At 28.9% G+C, this 18,802-nt stretch carries 14 protein-coding genes and 1 tRNA gene; 4 read left to right on the top strand and 11 right to left on the bottom strand.

Annotated features, from left to right (window positions below):
• Nucleotides 1–6: 6 nt before the first annotated feature.
• Nucleotides 7–981, bottom strand: coding sequence for a GPR endopeptidase (gene gpr, locus C1715_RS08840; RefSeq protein WP_102400141.1), 975 nt, complete (start codon nt 979–981; stop codon nt 7–9).
• 391 nt (nt 982–1,372) lie between these two features.
• Here gpr and rpsT point away from each other — a divergent pair, with 391 nt between their 5' ends.
• Nucleotides 1,373–1,639, top strand: coding sequence for a 30S ribosomal protein S20 (gene rpsT, locus C1715_RS08835; protein WP_102400140.1), 267 nt, complete (start codon nt 1,373–1,375; stop codon nt 1,637–1,639).
• A gap of 47 nt (nt 1,640–1,686) precedes the next feature.
• Here the strand turns inward: rpsT and holA are convergent, their stop codons facing one another.
• The 3 genes from holA to C1715_RS08820 all read right to left on the bottom strand — a co-directional run bounded on the left by holA (nt 1,687) and on the right by C1715_RS08820 (nt 6,999).
• Complete coding sequence (gene holA / locus C1715_RS08830) at nt 1,687–2,712, bottom strand: DNA polymerase III subunit delta (RefSeq protein ID WP_102400139.1); 1,026 nt, start codon at nt 2,710–2,712, stop codon at nt 1,687–1,689.
• 405 nt (nt 2,713–3,117) lie between these two features.
• Entirely contained in the window at nt 3,118–4,419 is a 1,302-nt protein-coding gene (locus C1715_RS08825) for a ComEC/Rec2 family competence protein (RefSeq protein WP_102400138.1), read from the bottom strand.
• Between the two features lie 126 nt (nt 4,420–4,545).
• Nucleotides 4,546–6,999, bottom strand: a complete 2,454-nt coding sequence (locus C1715_RS08820; RefSeq protein WP_102400137.1) for a P-type ATPase actuator domain-containing protein — start codon at nt 6,997–6,999, stop codon at nt 4,546–4,548.
• A gap of 626 nt (nt 7,000–7,625) precedes the next feature.
• On the opposite strand from C1715_RS08820, the gene C1715_RS08815 reads away from it, so the two are divergent.
• Complete coding sequence (locus C1715_RS08815; RefSeq protein WP_102400136.1) at nt 7,626–8,252, top strand: flavin reductase family protein; 627 nt, start codon at nt 7,626–7,628, stop codon at nt 8,250–8,252.
• Nucleotides 8,253–8,442: 190 nt separating this feature from the next.
• Here C1715_RS08815 and C1715_RS08810 read toward each other — a convergent pair whose 3' ends face one another.
• Nucleotides 8,443–8,820 (bottom strand): NifB/NifX family molybdenum-iron cluster-binding protein, encoded by a 378-nt coding sequence (locus C1715_RS08810; protein WP_102400135.1) that lies wholly within the window; start codon nt 8,818–8,820, stop codon nt 8,443–8,445.
• 436 nt (nt 8,821–9,256) lie between these two features.
• Between C1715_RS08810 and nifJ the strand changes: the two genes are divergently transcribed.
• Nucleotides 9,257–12,784, top strand: a complete 3,528-nt coding sequence (gene nifJ / locus C1715_RS08805; RefSeq protein ID WP_102400134.1) for a pyruvate:ferredoxin (flavodoxin) oxidoreductase — start codon at nt 9,257–9,259, stop codon at nt 12,782–12,784.
• Nucleotides 12,785–12,949: 165 nt separating this feature from the next.
• Here the strand turns inward: nifJ and C1715_RS08800 are convergent, their stop codons facing one another.
• The 4 genes from C1715_RS08800 to C1715_RS08785 all read right to left on the bottom strand — a co-directional run bounded on the left by C1715_RS08800 (nt 12,950) and on the right by C1715_RS08785 (nt 16,426).
• Nucleotides 12,950–13,087 (bottom strand): CDIF630_02480 family spore surface protein, encoded by a 138-nt coding sequence (locus C1715_RS08800; RefSeq protein WP_479724089.1) that lies wholly within the window; start codon nt 13,085–13,087, stop codon nt 12,950–12,952.
• Between the two features lie 281 nt (nt 13,088–13,368).
• The gene (lexA, locus tag C1715_RS08795) at nt 13,369–14,826 is read right to left on the bottom strand and encodes a transcriptional repressor LexA (RefSeq protein WP_102400133.1); all 1,458 of its coding nucleotides are present in this window, start codon (nt 14,824–14,826) and stop codon (nt 13,369–13,371) included.
• Between the two features lie 94 nt (nt 14,827–14,920).
• Nucleotides 14,921–15,175 carry a GIY-YIG nuclease family protein gene (locus C1715_RS08790; RefSeq protein ID WP_102400132.1) on the bottom strand — a complete coding sequence of 85 codons (255 nt, stop codon included), beginning with the start codon at nt 15,173–15,175 and terminating at the stop codon, nt 14,921–14,923.
• Nucleotides 15,176–15,760: 585 nt separating this feature from the next.
• On the bottom strand, nt 15,761–16,426 hold the full coding sequence (locus tag C1715_RS08785; protein ID WP_102400131.1) for an FMN-dependent NADH-azoreductase: 666 nt from the start codon (nt 16,424–16,426) through the stop codon (nt 15,761–15,763).
• Between the two features lie 486 nt (nt 16,427–16,912).
• On the opposite strand from C1715_RS08785, the gene C1715_RS08780 reads away from it, so the two are divergent.
• On the top strand, nt 16,913–17,806 hold the full coding sequence (locus C1715_RS08780; protein ID WP_102400130.1) for an MBL fold metallo-hydrolase: 894 nt from the start codon (nt 16,913–16,915) through the stop codon (nt 17,804–17,806).
• Nucleotides 17,807–17,861: 55 nt separating this feature from the next.
• Here C1715_RS08780 and C1715_RS08775 read toward each other — a convergent pair whose 3' ends face one another.
• Both C1715_RS08775 and C1715_RS19365 read right to left on the bottom strand, forming a co-directional pair.
• The gene (locus tag C1715_RS08775; RefSeq protein WP_242971932.1) at nt 17,862–18,431 is read right to left on the bottom strand and encodes a nucleotidyltransferase domain-containing protein; all 570 of its coding nucleotides are present in this window, start codon (nt 18,429–18,431) and stop codon (nt 17,862–17,864) included.
• Between the two features lie 120 nt (nt 18,432–18,551).
• A tRNA-Sec gene (locus tag C1715_RS19365) sits at nt 18,552–18,648 on the bottom strand.
• Between the last annotated feature and the right edge of the window lie 154 nt (nt 18,649–18,802).

Below are 18,802 nucleotides of genomic sequence, written 5' to 3'. Positions count from 1 at the left end.
CACCCTCTATGCTAAATACTTATTTATATCTTTTAGCTCTAATGCTGGTTGCAATGCTATATTTATTCCATTAGCAACTATCTTCGTTACAGATTCCACTACCATATCTACTTCTTTTGGTGTTACCATTAAGTTTCCTACATATGGATCTAATACTTCTTGTATAAGTTTCTGTTTTTCATTTTTATTTAAATCTTTTAACATATTATAAAATTTACTTCCAGTTTCTGATTGATTTATTAATGCATCCACTACTAAATCTATGGTATCATTTGCCATGGTAGCTGCATCAACTACTGTAGGAACACCTATAGCTATTACTGGAACATTTAATGTTTTCTCACTTAACTCCATTCGCCTATTTCCAACTCCAGAACCTGGTGATATACCTGTGCTTCCTATTTGGATAGTACTATTAACCCTCTGAAGTTTTCTAGAAGCTAGTGCATCTATGCATATAACCAAATTGGGCTTTACCTTATCCACCACAGACCTTACTATCTCACTACTTTCTATACCTGTAGTCCCTAAAACTCCTGGTGCCATTGCACAAACAGGTCTTATACCTTCATCTATTTCATTAGGAACAAGTTGCTTTAAATGTCTTGTTATCATTAATTGTGAAACTACTTTAGGCCCTAAGGCATCTGGAGTTACTTTTTCATTTCCAAGTCCTACTACCATAGCTGTCATACTGTCATCCAATTTAACTAAAGTTGATAGTTCCTTGGCAAGTACCTTACTTATGTAATCTTTTGTATCTGCATCATAGTGTGCAAACTCTGGCATATCTATAGTTATGTAGTCCCCTTTAGGTTTTCCCATGGCCTTCTCACCAGTTTCATCCACTACCGTAACTCTTGTGACCTTTACATTGTTTTCTTCATATTCTCTTACCTCTACTCCTGGCATATCTTTATTATTTTTCTGCTTATATATTTCTCTAGCTTCTACTGCTAAATCTGTTCTTATACTAAACATAGTAACCACCGTTGAATAAAACCTACTCAACTTTCTCCTTTCCTTTTGATTTACCATTTTTCAAAAACCGTATGCTACATTTTGACGCTGTTATTTATTTTATAGTATTCTACAAATACTTTTATTTTATCCCACAACTAATTTTTCCAATGATATAATTGCAATTTTATAAATAAAACTGGAATCTTTCACTACTAACTTATAGTTAAATGAGTAGACATTTCCCAAGAAATTCATTTTGTTAAATAAAAGCCTCAATAAATTACTCTTGAAGTCCTATATAATTAATGCTATAATATCATTTGTTAAATATATATAAATTTATATATATCGCTTATGCAGATTTCCCCAAAGCTGCAAACCCTACAAAAATACAAGGGGGTGAAAAGGAATGGCAAACATTAAATCAGCTAAGAAAAGAATAAAAGTATTAGAAACTAAAACTCTTAGAAATAAGATGATAAAATCTGCTTTAAAATCCCAAATTAAAAAGTTTGAGACTGCAATAGCAAAAAATAATCTTGAAGAAGCTAAGGTTCAATATACAGCTACTGCTAAAGCTTTAGATATGGCTACATCTAAAGGTATATTACATAAGAACAAAGCTTCAAGAAAGAAATCTAGATTAGCAGCAAAATTAGCTCAATTATCTGCTTAATAATTAAACCGGTGTGTACACACCGGTTTATTATTTTTGCTTTTATTTTATGCTATTAAAGTATTCATAATTAAAAGTTCCAACTCTACTTTATTATCTACAGATGAGCTTTTTATTTTTTTCTCTGATTCTATACAAGAATTTAAAATATTTTTTAATTGTTGCTCTTTGAAACTAGTACTTTGTTTCATCATATTTTCACAAACGTAAGGATGAAGTCTCAATTCTTTAGTTAATTCTTCCTTTGTCTTTCCTGCTTTTATACCTAGTTTTAAATTTAAAAGAAGCCTAAACTGTCTTTCTATCATGCTTAAAATTACTGTAATAGCTTCCCCCTTATATATAAGTTCGTTTAATATATCTATCGCTTTATTAATGTTTTTTCTAGAAAGAAAATCTACTAAATTAAATATATCATTTTCTCCTTTTTGAGGAAGTATTTCTTCTATATCTCTTTTAGTAATCTCTCTTCCTTCTGTATAAGCACATAATTTCTCCACTTCATTTTCTACTACGTTTATATTATTATCTACCACAGAACAAAAGAAACTCAAATGACTTCTTTCAATCTTTTTTCCTCTCTTCTCAAACATTTCTTTTGTTCTTTTTTGAAGCTCCATACCTTTTAATTTATCTAGTTTGCATCCACAAACGCCACTTACACCTGAAAGCTTATTAAAATTTTTAGATGGTTTTTCCCTTTCAGTTTCTAGAGAATAATACATTATAAGTATTGATTCAGGTGGAATATTCTTTAAATATTCTCTAAGCTCTTTTATAATCCCCTCATCTTTATCCTTTCCTAAAAGTTTAAAATTATAAATCTCAATTAATTTTTTATCACTCATAAAAGGCAATGTCTCACAGGCATTTATTATAGAATCCATACTTTCCAATTTACTTCCATCTATCTTTATATAGTTGAACTCCATAAAATTCTTTTCTAAAACTCTATCCTTTATACTATTTATGGTGTCTCTTATTAATTTACTATCAGTACTGCAAAACAAGTATGCACCTTTTATGTCATTAGCTTTTATCTTTTTTTCTAGTTCAAACAATTTTAAAATCATACCTATCTCTCCCAAACTTAACTATTTACACAACTATTATACCAGTTAATTATACTTTCTAAAACATCCTTCTACTTTTGTATTTTTTTCATCTATATACTGTAGTGCTTAAAAATTATTTATAAAAGTTAAATTATTAACTGAACTTTCGCATATAAAATTCAAAATGAAGAATAAAGCTCTTTTAGAAATTAACTATAATTTAAAATTTGCAGGTAAGTGATAGGTAAGAGTTAAGGATAAAACTCAAAGAGTTTTTTATAATTAATTTGTAAGTAACAACTATTACCTTTTCACTATTACTTCTTACTTTTTACCTCTCACCTACTATTTTACATTCTAATTTTTAAATTAAAAACCTTATTAATCTAATGTAGAGTTTAAGCTTTATGTGCGAAAGTTGAGTTAATTAATAAATTCTTCTTTTATGGAGTTTTTTATCAATGAATAATGTAAGTAAAACACTAATATTGCTACCCCGTAATATTCATTTAATTTTAATAGTGGTGGTGACAATTCTAATAGTATTTTATTTCCTCCCTGTATTGCAGTAAGTGCTGTATATAAAATATAGCATATACTATTAAATAACCTTGTAAAATATACAAAAATCATAGCTAAATTACCTAATATTATAGCTATAGAATATATAGGCATCAAAAATATATTTCCTAGTAGAAAGCTAATGCTTACATCATTTATAGTAAAAGCTATATATGGTAAAGTAAATACTTGAGCACTGAGAGATATACTTATAATTTCATTTAAAAAACTAGGAAGTTTATATAGGCATCTCATTATTTTTTTACTATACAGGAGTATTCCAAAAGTGGCTAAAAAAGAAAGATTAAAGCCTATGTCCAATATATAATAAGGTCTTATAGAAATCAATATAATAGCAGCTAGAGAAATAGCTGATAAAGCATCATATTTTTTATACAATTTCTTAGAAAATTTGCATATAACTATCATTATATATGCCCTTAGTGCTGATGCTTTCATTCCAGTAAAAATTACATATACAAATGTGGCTGCTGCCCCAATCTTTTCTTTAAATATTTTTTCAAGCATCTTATATACTATGGATATGTGAAATCCAGAAACACAAAGTACATGCACTATACCCAATTTAGCATAATCTTTCTTCTTATCGTAGGACAAGTACTTACTATCACCACAGCATAATGCCATCATTATAGAACTTTTATCTTTCCCCAATATTTCTATGTATTTATTATATATCTTCTCTTTAAACACATGCATTTTATATATTATATCTGTTTTTTTAACATAATAATTTTTTATAAAAAACTGGCCTATTATGCCCTTTTCATAATCTATATTCTTCACATAATCTCCTTGTACACAAACCTTCATTCCCTCTTTTAGTCCACCAGTATTACCACATAAATAAATTCTTCTTCCTTTAAAGTTAGCAGTAAAAACACCCATTTTTTTCTCTGTAACTCTAAAACACTCTTCCTTAGATACTTGCACATTAAAATATAAATTAAAACAAATCATTCCTAAAATTAAAAAGCATATATTCACAAAAAAGAATTTTTTATAGTCTAATGTAAAGAAAAAAGGAATAATTATTAAAAAAATAAAAATAACACTTAAAATACTGCTTTTTAATGATATCAAAAATGCAACAGAACCTACTACCATAAAAAATAGATAATAAATAAGCGGCCTATTATACAATTAAAATACACCTCCCTATATATTGTTGACATATATAGGCAGGTGTAATCTTTTTTAACTTTATAAAATAATATTATCTAGTATATAATACATAAAAACATATGAAAGTTCAGCCTCTATGTAATATTATACTAGAAACGTTAAAAACGGAAGTAAAATACATACTAAAAATAGAATATTAGATATTTTATTTTTAAATAATTTGCTTTCCTTCTCCTTAAAATGTAACCCCATTAATACTATTAAAAAATTTAAAAGTACTAAATAAACATCATCAATGAAATCACTGGATATATATTGTAATACATTAAAAGTTAACACTGGTAAAGCTCCCCCAATTATAGCTTTTAAAACATTTTTATTTAAAATATTTAATTTTTCTTCCTCTCTCCACTTATGTTCTTCTGAATTAACTTCTTTTAAAATAGCTATACCCATAATAGGCACTGTTACTAGGTTTATATATAAATAAAAATATATAGGTAATACATGATTTATATTTAACACATTAAAAAGAGAAATATTGACCCCTTCACAAATAAAAATATAAGTAAAATATAATATGGCATCATTAAAAAAGTTTTTAAAGCTTTTGCTGCTATTTATTAAGACCTTACAACTTTCCAAATTAAACTTTTCAGCAAATACATGACATAATTTTTTTAGAGTATTACTACATCCTTCCCCCAAAGCCATAGATACATAGCAGTGTGTTAAATACGACAAATCCTTAAGATTTTTTCCAACCATAGCTAGATTATATCCTTTTTGCTTAAGCATTTCTGCTGTTCTTGCTTTAGATTTATCATCTATATTTGAAAATATACTTACCTTGCCTATGCTGTATTCTAGCTGTTCTTCATTCATATAACTTATCTCTACTCCTGATAAAACCTGATCTACTTTTGTCACTAACTTAACTTTTCTACCTATAGAATAAGCTGTAAGTTTATTGTCTTTTGTTAAAAAAATAGGTTTTATGCAGTTCATTCCATAATAATTTAATATATCTTCATAATCATCCTTTAATGGATTATTAAAAGCTAAAAGTCCTTCGAAAACTAAATTACTTTCAATATTTTCATTTAAACTAGGTTCATAACTAAAAGCTCTTGAAGCTAAGGCAACTACATTCAAACATTCTCCACATAACTTTAAATTTATATTTTTTATTTTAGCGATATCATCTTTAGTTATTTCTCTCTCTACACCATTTAACCTTATATGTGTACATCTTTCTAATATATAGTCTAAAAATCCTTTTACATTAGCTCTGAAGTTTTCATCTACTTTATTTATTGTAACTACAGTTTTTCTAATAGGATCCATGGGTATTTCTGCAATTTTAGGATATTTAACTTCTAAAGAAGTCTTATATATATTATAAACTTTACAAAATTCCATAAGCTCTGCTTCTTCTAATGTTTCTCTTTCAATTTCCTTTAGAGCAGAATGTTTTCCGCTACTACATAAAACAGCTATGGAAATAAGTCTTTCTATATCTTCATCAAATTTAAACTGAACGCTAGGTACTTCCTTTAGTTCTCCATTTATATATATATTTTTAAACTCCATGGCCTCTTGAGATAATGTTCCCATTTTTTCAAAAGCCACTATATTTACATTACCTATTCCATAAAGAGAAGATATATTTTTTAAAACCATACCCTGTTTTTTCAATTTAAATATAGTATATGTATAAGCCATAACTAAAACTATCAATATGGGACTAGCTGTATATATGGATAAGTTTTTTCCTAAGTTGCTAACTACCCCTTCTAAATCCGTATACTTTTTAAATCCTAAAAATAATTCTAGCAGCATAAATGCAATCCATATATATGTAATTGAGTTTAGTTTATTAAACAAATCTTTTTTAAAATGTACTTCCCTATTTTCATCTTTAAATGACATATGTACTATATTACCAATTTGTGTTTTCATTCCAGTGGTAACTACTATACCAATGCCTTCCCCTTGTGCTATATAGGAAGACCTAAACAATATATTATTCATTTGAGAAAGAGATATATCCCTTTCTTCAATCTTGGTTTCATACTTGTCCATTATATAATTTTCACCAGTTACAGAATTTTCTTTAACCTTTAAATTATTTCCCTTAATAAGTCTTATATCTGCTGGTACTATGTTACCTTTATTTAAACAAACTATATCACCAACCACTAAATCTTGTGCTGGGATTATCATATCCTTACCGTTTCTAATAGTCTGCACATTGTATGTATTTAATTTGTCTATTTGATTTAATCCCTTAAATCTATCTTTTTCTAATTTTACTATTATTCCTATGTTCACCACAAAACATAATGTTATGAAAGTTGCCCAAATATAATTTTTACTATAAATTAAAATTATAATATTTACTATAAAAATAATTAAAAAGACATTCTTCAATTCTTCTAAAATCAATAACCAAATATTCTTATTTATAGGTTTTTCTATCCTATTATCTCCATATTCTTCTCTAGACTTTAAAATTTGTTCTTCCTTCAATCCATAATAAATATCACTATTCAATGTTTTTACTACATAATTCCACGTGTAATTATACCAGTCCATTCATACCACACTTTCTTAATAATTTTAATTATATATAACTCAACTTTCACACATAAATTTCAAATTTTACATTACATAAATAGGAAAATACCAATATAGTTTTTAAATTTAAATAAAGATTGAAATTTCTGGAAAATTTCTTTAATTCATGTTTTATCAAAAACTCTAAAGAAGTTATATCCTTAACTTTTAATTTCACAATTGCTAAAGTTGAATATATTATAATTATTTCATATATATCTTACCATATTTTAACTTATAATAATCTATATACTGATTATTCCACAAAAATCATTACATTACTTGAATTATGAAATTTCTCTGGAATGACTTTCATAAGAAGCGAAGGAACTGTTTAAATTTAATTTTAGAAATTTCATAATTCCACGGCATTGTACATTTTTGTGGGTTAATCATATACTAAATTCATTTTACATTATAAGATGAATCTTTTCAAAACAATTTGAAAGCAATCACTTAATTATAATCGTATTCTAAAGATGTTTTCTTTAATTCATTTATAGTTAAATTTACTAATGTATGCTACTACCCTATAGAAATTTACTCATATGTGAATTATAATATTATGAGTACAAAATTTTAAATTAAGAAAGGTATGCATATAAATGACTAAAGAAATTTTTAAAGGAAGTGCTATGTTAAATCCTGTACCAGTAGTATTAATAACCTGTAAAAATAAAGAAGGTAAAATTAATGTTTTTACTGTAGGTTGGATAGGAACAGCTTGTACCAAGCCTCCTATGATTACTGTGGCCATACGACCTGAAAGACTTTCCTATGATTACATAAAAGAAACGAGAGAATTTGTGGTTAATTTGCCTTCAAAAGATATGGTTAATATAGTAGATTTCTGCGGAGTACGTTCAGGTAGGGATTTAGATAAAATAGAAAAATTCAATCTTAAACTTTCTAATTCTAAAAATGTGGATGTGCCCATATTAGAAGATTGTCCTATTTCTCTAGAGTGTAAAGTAATGTCTATAACTCCTTTAGGAACTCATGACCTTTTCTTAGCTGAAGTATTGGCTGTTCATGTAGAAGACAATATTATAGATTCTAACGGTAAAATTCACTATGAAAAAGCTAACTTAATAAGTTATTGTCACGGAGAATATTATCCTATGCCATCAAAGTCCATAGGTAAATTTGGCTTTTCTGTACAAAAGAAAAAAAGGAAACCAAGTAAACGAAAAAAACACACTCTCCAAGCCACAAACAGAACTTGCCTATAGCACTCTTTAATTAGGTAATAGTTTTTAGGTGCTAGGTAATAGTATAAATACATGCACTAAGTATTATTTCTAGAACTTATAACTTATACTTGAATATAACCTAGCACCTTAATATAGCCTAACACCTAACGAATAACTACTTAAACACTACGTTGGTATTTAGACTTATAATATCTAAATAAAAGTTGTTTTATTTAAATTTTTTAATTGACACATGATGTTCATGAGAATGATGATGATTACACATAACTTTTTTATCCTTTAAGCTTCCTTCTAAATATTCTTTTACTAACTGTTCTATTTTACCTGAAGCGCCTCTTATAACTTTAAACCCTTTTTGTATCAAAGGATCATAAGCACCTTGTCCTATTCCTCCAGCAATAACCACTTCTACTTTTTCACTTTCTAAAAATTCTGCAAGCCCTTCGTGATTATGTTGTAAAGCTTTTGCAGAAACCTCCTTAATATCTACTATTTTCTTTTCTTCTGTAGTTACTATAGCAAATTTCTCACTTTTGCCAAAGTGTTGATTTAATTCTTCATTTAATTTTGGCATTGCAATTTTCATAGTTTATCACCCCGTAATATATTCCATATAGCATGCGCTAAACTGGTTAATTTTATTTATATACATTTTATATATTAAACTTATATTTTTTACACTAAAAAGTCAAATTTCATATAAAGTTTTTAGGACATTCCTATTGGCTACCTATATAATGATTATCCCACAAAAAGTATTAAATTACTTGAATTATGAAATTTCTCTGGAATAACTTGTATAAGAAGCAAAGGAACTATTTAAATTTATCATTCCTAGCTCTTATGCAAGTCATGAAGGAGAAATTTCATAATTCCACCACATTGTACATTTTTGTAGTTTAATCATATGATTAGTATTTCACTTTAAAACAAAATCTGCTTAATACGTATTAAGTGTATGATGTTAGTAAATAATAAACTGGATGATTATGTTTGAAATTATTATAAAGGAGGACTTTTCCATGACAAAAATTATGAAAACTTTAGATGGAAATGAAGCTGCTGCTGAAGCGTCTTATGCCTTTACAGAAGTAGCAGCAATTTATCCAATCACTCCATCCACCCCTATGGCAGAAAAGGTTGACGAATGGTCTGCCCATGGAAGAAAAAATATATTCAATCAGCCAGTGAGAGTTGTAGAAATGCAATCAGAAGGTGGTGCCTCTGGTGCTGTTCACGGCTCTTTAGCCGGTGGTGCTCTTACCACTACTTATACTGCATCTCAAGGATTACTTTTAATGATTCCTAATATGTATAAAATAGCCGGAGAACTTTTGCCAGGAGTATTTCACGTAAGTGCCCGTGCTCTTGCAACTCACGCCCTATCAATATTTGGTGACCACCAAGACGTAATGGCTACAAGACAAACAGGCTTTGCACTCTTGGCTTCATCAAATGTTCAAGAGGTAATGGATTTAGGAACTATAGCTCATCTATCTTCCATAAAATCTAAAATACCTTTTTTGCATTTTTTTGATGGTTTTAGAACATCTCATGAATATCAGAAGATAGAAATAATTAATCAGGAAGATATAGTAAGTTTAGTAGATTTTAACGCAATAAAAGACTTTAGAAACCGAGCATTAAACCCTGAACACCCTACTCTTAAGGGAACAGCTCAAAATCCAGATATATATTTTCAAGGTAGAGAAGCATCAAATAAATTTTATAATGCTACTGCTGATATTGTAGAACATCATATGAGAGAAATAGAAAAAGTAACCGGCAGAGCATATCATCCTTTTGATTATTATGGAGACCCCAATGCAGAATATATAATTGTAGCCATGGGTTCAATTTGCGATACTATAGAAGAAACAGTGGATTACTTAATAAGCAAGAGAGAGAAAGTAGGCGTTATAAAAGTTCGTCTTTATCGTCCTTTTTCACCTACTTATTTCTTCAATATATTCCCTAAGACCGTAAAAAAGATTGCCATATTAGATCGTACAAAAGAACCTGGTTCCTTAGGAGAACCATTATACTTAGACATATGCAACTTGTTTCTTAATTCTAAAGAAAAGCCTATAATTGTAGGTGGAAGATATGGCTTAGGTTCTAAGGATACAAGACCCTCACATATACTTTCTGTATTTAATAATTTAAAAGAAAATGAACCTAAAAATGGATTTACTATAGGAATTAATGATGACGTAACCAATACCTCTCTTCCTGAAGGTGAAGATATAGATACCACACCTAAAGGAACTATTAGTTGTAAATTTTGGGGACTGGGTTCTGATGGAACAGTAGGTGCAAATAAAACAGCTGTAAAAATCATTGGAGATAATACTGATTTATATGCTCAAGCATATTTTTCTTATGACAGTAAAAAATCTGGAGGAAGTACTATTTCACATTTAAGGTTTGGTAAAAAACCTATAAAATCTCCTTATTTAGTTAGAAATGCTGACTACATAGCCTGCCATAATAAATCCTTCTTATATAATTTTGATATATTAAAAGGTTTAAAGAAAGATGGCATTTTTGTACTAAACTGTCCTTGGAATGAGCAAGAACTAGAAAAAAATCTTCCTACTTATGTAAAAAGATATATTGCTGAAAATAATATCAGCTTTTATACTATAGATGCTATTTCTATAGCTCAAAATATCGGCTTAGGTGGAAGAATTAACATGATTATGCAATCAGCCTTCTTTAAATTAGCTAATATTATACCTATAGAAGAAGCTGTAAACTACTTAAAAACCTCTGTAGAAAAAACTTATGGTAAAAAAGGTGAAAAAATTGTAGATATGAATAAAGCTGCCATAGATAAGGGTATAGATGCTCTAAACAAGGTAACTGTTCCAAATTCTTGGGCAAATGTTAAAGATAATCCACTACCTATAAAGGATGAGCCTGATTTTATTAAGAATATTCAAAGACCTATGGCAAGACATGAAGGTGATGAACTACCTGTAAGTTCTTTCAATGGCATGGAGGATGGTACTTTTCCTCTAGGCACTACCGCTTATGAAAAACGTGGAATTGCCGTTATGATTCCAGAATGGCAAAGAGATAAATGTATACAATGTAATCAATGTTCTTATGTTTGTCCTCATGCCGTAATAAGACCAGTACTTCTAACTCATGAGGAACTAAAAAAGGCTCCAGAAACTTTTAAAACAAAGGAAGCATCTGGAGGCAAAGCCTTTGATGGATTACATTATAAAATTCAAATAAGTCCTCTTGATTGTACCGGTTGCAGTAACTGTGCAGATATTTGTCCAGCTCCTGGTAAAGCTTTAATTATGAAACCTGCTGAAGAACAAATAGAATTAGAATCTAAAAATTGGGAATTCACTACGACTATACCTGAAAAACAAGGTTTAATGAGTGCAGCTACATTAAAAGGCAGTCAATTTGAAAGACCGCTTTTAGAATTTAATGGTGCATGCCCTGGTTGCGGAGAAACTCCTTACATAAAACTTTTGACACAACTTTTTGGAGATAGAATGATGATTGCCAACGCCACAGGTTGTTCATCCATCTGGGGTGGCAGCGCCCCTTCTATACCATATACTACAAATGCTTTAGGTAAGGGTCCTTCTTGGGGTAATTCATTATTTGAAGACAATGCTGAATATGGGTATGGCATGTATTTAGCAGTAAAACAAATGAGAGAACGACTTAGTGAATTAATTAAGGAAGCTTTAAATAGTGAAATTAATGAAAATTTAAAAGAAGCCTTTAAAAATTGGCTAAATGGAATAAATAATGGAGAAAAATCTAAGGAAGCTACATCAAAAATATTAGAGTATATAAATAAAGAGGATATATCTAAAAATAAAACTTTAAAAGAAATAGTAGAACTAAAAGATTTTCTTATTAAAAAATCTCAGTGGATAATAGGTGGAGATGGCTGGGCTTATGATATAGGTTTTTCAGGCTTAGACCATGTATTAGCCTCTGGAGAAGATGTGAATTTATTTGTCATGGATACAGAAGTATATTCCAATACTGGAGGGCAATCTTCAAAATCTACACCAACTGCAGCTGTAGCTAAGTTTGCTGCTGCAGGGAAAAAAATAAAGAAAAAAGATTTAGGTATGATGGCTATGAGTTATGGATATGTATATGTAGCTCAAATTGCTATGGGAGCTAACTTGAATCATACTATTAAAACTATACTTGAAGCAGAGGCTTATAAGGGTCCTTCTCTTATTATAGCTTATGCCCCATGTATAAATCATGGAATAAAATCCGGTATGGGTACCAGCATTGCAGAAGAGAAAAAAGCTGTAGAATCGGGTTATTGGCATCTATACAAATACAATCCAAATACAAAAGCAGAAGGTAAAAATCCATTTACACTAGATTCTAAGGAGCCTAATAAGTCCTTTAAAGAATTCATTGGAGGAGAGGTGCGTTATACGTCTTTAAAAACTACTTTCCCTGATATAGCAGATGCTATGTATGATGTAGCAGAGCAAGATGCTAAGGAAAGATATGCAAACTATAAAAGATTATCTGAACAAAAATATTAATATGATTAAACCACAAAAAGTATTAAGTTACTTGAATTATGAACTTTCTATGTAATGACTTGCATAAGAAGCAAAGGACCTATTTAAATTTAAAAATCAAAGTAATATAAATAATCCGCTGGTATTTATTTTAAATTATAAATACCAGCGGATTTATTAGTTTATTTATTTTTGATTCACATCTACCCATTCTTTAGCATTTATCACTCCAGTTTCACTAGGTATGATTACCTTAGATACTGGTTTCATGCTTTCAATATTAGTCCAAGCAGCTGTATCATGCTTCTCTATAGGTACAGGCATAAACTTTTCTTTATATTTATTTTTAGCCAAGTAAATCCCTCCTTTTTCATTATTATTTGCAATTTTAAAAAAACTATTAAGAAAAAGATTTTGGATTTTTACCATAGCTAATATATTAGGCACATTCAAATAAATAACAAGTCAGTATGCTAGTCTATTTTTCGTCATACTGCGTCAGCAGAACCCACCGATAGTTCTACTAGCGGCGGAACCTGCTTCCTTGTCTGACACAAAATATACCTGCATCTTTGACTTGTTATTTATTTTCATGTACCTTATTTTCAAAGTCTTCTTATAATTCCTACTGCTTTACCTAAAATAAATATACCCTCTTCTGTTACAGGAATTGGATTATATTTTTCATTTTCAGGATTTAAAAATACTCCTTTTTTGCTTATATTAAGTCTTTTCAATGTAGCACTTCCAGATATATTTGCTGCAACTATGTCATTATTATTTACATCCGTTTGCTTATGTATAACTACAAAATCCCCATCATTAATATTAGCATTTATCATACTATCACCCTTAACCCTAAGTATAAAACAATCTTTAAGACCTTTTATCCATTGTTTAGGCATAGAAAAATTATCTTCTAGAGATGGGTCTATAAATATTGGTTCTCCCGCTGCAATATTAGTAAACACTGGAATTTTAGTTACATCATCTTTATTATATTCTAAAATCTCATCCTTCTGATTAACTACAATTTCATCAGAATTAGAATAATCCTTCATCATAGTAAAATCTGTTTTATGCCTTAAATCAAAGTATTGAAATTTTTCAAAAGCATCTATACCTTTATGATTTTTGCGTTTAATAACATTACTTTTTACTTGGGAAATATCTTTCTTATTTTTAATATTAAATCTTTTTATTTTTTCTTGAAATTTTGACACATATACTTTTCCATTTTTCATAAATGGGCAATATATAGACTCTCCTTTATCTGTATTAAATGCTAAAGTGAACCCAGAGTAACCTTCATTTCTTCTCAATGATTTTATAAAATTCCACTGTAAATATGTAAGTCTTTCACATTCATCCACTAAAATATGCACAAATCTTGGATTTAATTTAGCCTCAACTGTAGCACAAATAAGCATATCTTCATAGCTTATGTATGATAAGCTATGAAGCTCCTTATAGTATAACTTCATAACCTTAAAAATACCTTCTCTGGCCTTGCTATTTTTTCTAAGTCCGTTGTGCTTTGGAGCATTTTGATAATTTTCTAAATCTATATAATTTAAATTTTTAATCCACTTTATCTCCATTAATATGTTATGTATTTTATTTTCCTTAAATATTTTAATCCTCTTGTACTGATCCTTAACCTGTTCTACACATTGCTGTAATATTTTTATTTCTACATTTTCATCACTTAATACCTGCATTTTTAAATTATTTTTAGCCTTATATTGAATAAAATATTTCTCTGCTAAATCATCAATTTTAACTACAGTAGGTTCTTTAGATAAACAGGTAAACAAAGTATCATAGCTATGCCTATTTGTATTTTCCATATTTTCATAACATGAATTTATTTTTTCTAAATTTTTATCCGTAGCTGATGTAAAAAGCACTTCATCATTTTTAGAAAAACAATAATTATTTTTTATATATAATAATCTCATTATTAATGATAAGTTTTTCTCATTAGATTCTTTTGCACTTAAAAGAGTTACTTTGTTTTGCTTCCATTTTACAAATCTATCATAAATAGAACTAATTGTCATATTACTTCCCCCTATAAAGACTTTATTACATTGCTATCTAACTACTTTATATTTTATAAAAATAACATGTAGTCATACCCTTATATAGACGCCTTTAAATCTGAATTTTTTTTCTTTGGATTAACTCTAGTTTTTCTTTTCTCCTCATTTGTTTTATCTTATACTCTCTTTTTAAGGCTGAGGACTTGTCCACGCATTCCTCAAAATATACCAATTGTACTGGCAACCTGCATCTAGTATATTTAGCTCCCTTACCTCTTAAATGATTTTTTATCCTATTTTGTAAATTATTTGTCCATCCCGTGTATAACGTATCGTCGGAGCACTTTAAAATATAAACATAACACATGAATTGTTTAATCTCACCCTTCAAATTTATAAAAATTTTTAAAAAAACCCAAACTACTTATATCCGTCACAATTTACAATTATTACTGTATGAACTGTATTTTACCTTATAATTTTCTTTAGGCACATTGAAATAAATAATAAGTCAGTACGCTAGTCTATTTTGTGCCCTATTGCGTCAGCAGAACCCGCCGATAGTTCTACTATCGGTGGTTTCTGCTTGCTTGTGTGACACAAAATATACCAGCATCTTTAACTTATTATTTCTTTTCATATATCTTATAAATAATTATATTATATCATAGAAAAAGACTGCAAACTAATTACTTTCCTAATCTACAGCCTTTTCTTAATCAATATTAAATATAAGTTTTAATCTAGTCTATCCATACTAACTCATAGGAAGTTCATATTACCATTATTAGTATGTAACTGCAAATAACCTTTCTTGTTTTTATTATGCTATTTAGAATATCCTAAATGCTCATGAAATTCTATATACTACTAAACATATAGAACAATCCTTACTATGATTAAACCGCAAAAGGGTACAATGTGGTTTAATTATGAAATTTCAAACCTATATTTACTGTTTTAATATAGGTTCCCTAGAAAACTTTTTAATCACTGTCTCCATTTCTTCATAAGCCATTTGAAGAGCTTTATCTTTTCCTACTTCTGGCATATCTACTCCTTCAATTAAAACCTTTTGAAACCTTGTTATACCCAAAAACTTGAAAATATCATGAAAATAATCCACACCGTGATTTACATTAGCTCCTAATATTTTAGGATAAATTCCTCCTGAAGACTGAATATATATCATATTTCTCTGCTTATCTTCTAAAAGTCCATCTACATTTTCTGGTGAAATTTTAATAAGTTTATTGTTAATTATAATGCAATCCATATACCTTTTAAGTATAGATGGAAAACTTACGCTCCACATTGGTGCAGCAATTACATAAACATCTGCACTTAAAAACTGATCACTTAACTGATTCATTCTATCTACTGCCTTCTTGTCAAATTCAGACAATGAATCATATTCAGCGCCAGTAACTAATTCCGCTCTTCCCTTAAAATACTTATAAATAGGTTCCGGTATATACTCATTATAAAGATCCAATTCCTCAACTGTATAATCAGTATTTTCAGACATAAAACGATTCACAAAATATCTTCCTGCAGTCTTACTGGTAGACATATTCTCTGGCTTTGAATTTACGGGAATGTATAATAATTTTTTCAAAAAAATCACCTCCAAGTTATATACTTATTTTTTACACATTATAATAATTTATACCCATTAAGGCACATTCAAATAAATAACAAGTCAGTATGCTAGTCTATTTTGCGTCATACTGCGTTAGCAGAACCCACCGATAGTTCTACTAGCGGCGGAACCTGCTTCCTTGTCTGGCACAAAATATACTAGCATCTTTGACCTGTTATTTCTTTTCGTGTACCTTACATATGTACAAACAAAATATTTTCTTTGACATCTAGTGGAATTTCTCCAAATCCTATGATATTATTGTTTAGGCACATTCAAATAAATAACAAGTCAGTATGCTAATCTATTTTGCGTTATACTGCGTCAGCAGAACCCACCGATAGTCCTACTAGTGGCGAAACCTGCTTCCTTGTCTGACACAAAATATACTAGCATCTTTGACCTGTTATTTCTTTTCGTGTACCTTATAGATTTTTTAACCAAATTAAAGGACGTGATAATATGAATTTAAATAAAATCAAAGGCAATGCTTATTATATAGATTCTCCCACTAATATAGGTGTGTACACTTTCAAAAACAAAAATTGTATACTTATAGACACAGGAATAAACAATTCTTCGGCAAAAAAATTAAATGATATATTATTAAGTAATAACCTTCATCCAAAATACATAATAAATACTCATAGTCATGGAGATCACTGCGGAGGAAATACATTTTTTAAAGATAATTATCCAGGATGCCAAGTATTCTCTTCACCTAAGGAAAAGTTATACATAGAAAATCCATATATATATTCATCAATACTTTATACTGCAAGCGCTATAAAACCACTTGCTAATTCATCTAAACCCTGTGGTGTAGATTTTATTTTAAATGAAGGAATAAATAAAATAAGTGATGATAAATTTGAAATAATTTCCCTAAAAGGACACACCGTAGACCAAATAGGTATTATAACACCTGAAAAAGTATGTTTTCTCGGAGATAGTATATTTAGTGATGAAATTTTAGACAAATACTCTCTTCCATATTTAAATAGTATAGAAGAAAGTTTAAATACCTTAAACTTTTTAAAAACTATAGAAGCTGACTTCTTTCTTCCTAGTCACAGCCAAAAAATTCTAACTAGAGAAGAATTATTAAATTTAATCCATAGAAATATAAAAAACCTAGAAGATTACATAAATTTATTTTTAGAATTATTAGATCAGCCTCTAACCAAAGAGGATTTAGTAGAAAATTTATGCATACTAAAAGATTTACAAATAGACTTTAAGGCTTATCATATAACTTATTCTACAGTATCTGCCTTTTTAGCTTATCTGTATAATAAAGATTTAATAAATTTTTCTGTGGAAAACTTTAGACTTTATTATTTTAGAAAATCTTAAATATAATGAACTAGCTTAAACCCTAATGGCTATGAACAATTAAAGTTCATAGCCATTACTTTCTAACATCACACAATAATTTTTTAGTTCTAATTCTCACTTCTTCTGTCAAATTTTTATCTAGTGCACTATTTAGTAAATTAATATTATTAAGCCCATTTTTCAATAAATACTTCTCTATAATATTTACTTTATATTCCCTTCCCGGAATTAATTGATATATAATATACCAATCTTCTAAGGAAGTTAGAGGAATATCTACTTCATCAATATTTTTTATTACAGTTATAGACTCATTATCAAAACAATATTCATACTGCCCATTACCGTGTTTAATAATAAATCCACCTATGACGTCTATATCTACACCATCTATAACATATTCATAAAAATATTTCGTTGAATATGTATCTGTTTTTTCCCTTGATTTTTTTATACCTAACGTTTGTAAAATCTTATCTATTTTTTCTATATCTTTTATGTCTACTAATATGTCTATATCATTAGGGTTATCTATTAATCCATAATTATTTAACACTAAAGATGCCCCTACTGCCCATAAAATCTTTTCCTTGTTTAATTCCTTGGCTATTTTAGCTAGTGTATGAAATAAAATTTTTTTCACCTCCTAAATAAATTTACTGCACACCTATTGAACCAATTATAAATAATCTTTCAAAAAATATCAAAACCTACAAACATCGTAACCACTTTTTCTACTTGTTTGCAGGTTATTTAACTTTATTGGCGGGAGTATGTGAGAATCGAACTCACCCGTCGAGGTCCTACCCCGGCAACACGGTTTTGAAGACCGGCAGGCACACCAGCACCTATCTACCCCCATATATATACTTTTTTCGTCAAATCACGAGTTTTATTATATCACAGGGTAAACGTTTTTTCAACTATTTTTTTATACCTGTTTAACAAATACGCTAAGAACTTTGAGTATCAAAGCTCATAGCGTACTGTAAACAGTCCCAAATTACACATTTA

The sequence above is a fragment of the Haloimpatiens massiliensis genome, from assembly GCF_900184255.1.
GTDB lineage: Bacteria > Bacillota > Clostridia > Clostridiales > Clostridiaceae > Haloimpatiens > Haloimpatiens massiliensis.
The sequence above is the reverse complement of the archived record's forward strand: the minus strand, read 5'-3'. Positions and strand labels throughout refer to the sequence as shown.